Raw genomic sequence first — 2,660 nt, forward strand, 5'->3', positions numbered from 1 at the left:
TGAGGTTTCGCCCTTACGGCGAGTCACCTTTTCCAAACGCCGAAAAGGTAACCGAAAAGGCTTTGCTCCTGCGTTCGGCCCGCTCGCTGGGGCTCGGGGTTCCTTCGCTGCGGGATTGATCCGGGGGCAGCGCCTACGGTTTGCTGCGCTGCACCTCCTCTCGCTGTGTTTGGCTGCGCCAAACGGTCGCTGCGCTCCCACCCCCGGATCAATCCCTCCACTCAGCCTTCCGACGTCGCTCGTGGATCAAGATCAAAAGCTTTGTCGAGCTTGCGCTCATCCTGTGTAGGAGCTGCCGCAGGCTGCGATCCTTTGATCTTGCTTGTGCTTTTGCTTTTGTAGGAGCAGAGCCTGCTCGCGAAGGCGGCCTGACAGCCGACCCATTTCTTTCAGACCGCACACAATTCCTGTGGGAGCCTGGCTTGCCAGCGATGGCGGCCCAACAGCCGACCATTTTCCAGCTGAATGCACCCAATCCAACTGTAGGAGTGAGCCTGCTCGCGATGGCGGCCTGACAGCCGACCCATTTCGTTCTGACCGCACACAATTTCTGTGGGAGCCTGGCTTGCCAGCGATGGCGGCCCGACAGCCGACCAATTCCTGCCAAATGTACTCAATCCAACTGTAGGAGTGAGCCTGCTCGCGATAGCGGTAGATCAGGCACCTGAAATGTTGAATGGGCTGACCTATTCGCGAGCAAGCTTGGCTCCTACAAGAAATCAGTTGTGGGTTGGGGTTTGGGCTATTTCGTGGTTATCCAGCGCCCGGTTCACCGCCAGTTCGGCGAGCATGATGATTTGCTGGATCGCCAGAATCGTCCTTCGCTGCGGCAGTTCGATGTAGGCGGCGATGTCGCTGGTCATGAGGCTGGCTTGGGCCAGGGATTCGCAGGCGTGGACCAGCAGGCTTTCGTTGTCCTGATTGGGGGCGACCTGGAACATGGTGCTGGGTTTGTGGAAGCGCAGGGTTAGGGCGTTGGGTTTGAGGTAGTGGTCGAGGGCGCGTTCGGCGGCTTCGTGGAATCTTTTTGAGCCGGGGAATTCGTAGGGGGTGGTGTCGTCGAGCTCGGGGGGATTCGGTGTTGGTTTGATCATGGTGAAGCTCCATTCGGGAAGTGGAGTTCGCCAAGCACTGCGACCAAGCAATAGGGTGGCGAACCGTACGCGGGTTGGTCGACCAGGGAATGGAAACCCGGCAGAGCCGAAGCTCTCCCACGCACGGCTCGCCATTAAGCAAGCTTGAAAAGTGCGCCATTCTAAACCCGAGCGACCAAGCCCGGTCGCTGATTCGTCAGCGACACCCAAAGCCTATCCACCTCACTTCCGACAGACAACCGACGCAACCTGTCGGAAACATCCGCGAAATCCTCAATCTGTAGGAGCTGCCGTAGGCTGCGATCTTTTGATTTTTAAACGGCAAGATCAAAAGATCGCAGCCTGCGGCAGCTCCTACGGGGCGTGGGGTGTTTAAACGTCAGTTGGCGACTCGGGCGCCGGCGAGGGTGCCGCTGAGTTCGTAGGCGGCCAGTTCGGCTTGGTGTGCGGCGAGGATTTCTGGCAACGACCCGCGCAGGTATTCGACCCACGTTTTGATCTTCGCATCCAGATATTGCCGCGACGGGTAGATCGCATACAGGTTCAATTCCTGCGAGCGGTAGTTCGGCATCACGCGAACGAGAGTGCCGTTGCGCAAGCCTTCAATCGCCGCATACACCGGCAGCACACCCAGGCCCATGCCGCTGATGATCGCGGTTTTCATCGCGTCGGCGGAGTTCACCAGAAACGGTGAGCTGTTGATGGTAACCACTTCCTGGCCTTCCGGGCCGTCGAACGCCCATTTTTCCAAGGGGATCACCGGGCTGACCAGGCGCAGGCAGGCGTGGTTGAGCAGGTCGCTGGGCTTTTGCGCGGCGCCGTTGGCTTTCACATAGGCCGGCGAGGCGCAGACGATGCTGTAGGTGATGCCCAGGCGTTGCGAGACGAAGCCCGAATCGGGCAGTTCGCTGGCGAGCACGATGGAGACGTCGTAGCCCTCATCGAGCAAGTCCGGCACGCGGTTGGCCAGGGTCAGGTCGAAGGTCACGTCCGGGTGGGTCTTGCGGTAGCGGGCGATCGCGTCGATGACAAAGTGCTGGCCGATGCCGGTCATGGTGTGCACTTTCAACTGCCCGGCCGGGCGCGCATGGGCGTCGCTGGCTTCGGCTTCGGCTTCTTCGACGTAGGCGAGGATCTGTTCGCAGCGCAGCAGGTAGCGCTTGCCCGCTTCGGTCAGGGCGATGCGGCGGGTGGTGCGGTTGAGCAAGCGGGTTTGCAGGTGGGCTTCCAGGTTGGAGACCGCGCGCGAGACGTTGGCGGTGGTGGTGTCGAGTTGCACGGCGGCGGCGGTGAAGCTGCCGGCTTCGGCGACGCAACTGAAGGCGCGCATGTTTTGCAAAGTGTCCATGGGGTGCTCTCAAGGGAGATGGCAAATTGTGACACGAAGTTTCAGGGGCGAGACCCCCGACCAAGGGATTATCTCGTTAACCGTAACAAAGATTCACAGAAATCCCAGCTTATCGCCGTACAGGGCCTTCCATAGAATTGCGCCGATCCCTGTAGGAGCTGCCGCAGGCTGCGATCTTTTGATTTTGGTTTAAGGGAATCAAGATCAAAAGATCGCAG

The 2,660-nt window shown here is 59.7% G+C and carries 2 protein-coding genes; both read right to left on the minus strand.

Annotated elements, in window-relative coordinates; translation table 11 throughout:
* Positions 1–719: 719 nt before the first annotated feature.
* Entirely contained in the window at positions 720–1,094 is a 375-nt protein-coding gene (locus EJA70_RS01125; RefSeq protein WP_158829045.1) for a DUF6124 family protein, read from the minus strand.
* A 379-nt stretch (positions 1,095–1,473) separates the two neighbouring features.
* Positions 1,474–2,442, minus strand: a complete 969-nt coding sequence (locus EJA70_RS01130) for a LysR family transcriptional regulator (protein WP_008088899.1) — start codon at positions 2,440–2,442, stop codon at positions 1,474–1,476.
* Positions 2,443–2,660 lie beyond the last annotated feature (218 nt).

Source organism: Pseudomonas sp. PB103 (genome assembly GCF_009764635.1).
GTDB lineage: Bacteria > Pseudomonadota > Gammaproteobacteria > Pseudomonadales > Pseudomonadaceae > Aquipseudomonas.

What these genes read in the sequence shown, in the direction of transcription:
- EJA70_RS01125 (WP_158829045.1), bottom strand. Translation starts at nt 1,094, where the DNA reads ATGATCAAACCAACACCGAATCCCCCCGAGCTCGACGACACCACCCCC.
- EJA70_RS01130 (WP_008088899.1), bottom strand. Translation starts at nt 2,442, where the DNA reads ATGGACACTTTGCAAAACATGCGCGCCTTCAGTTGCGTCGCCGAAGCC.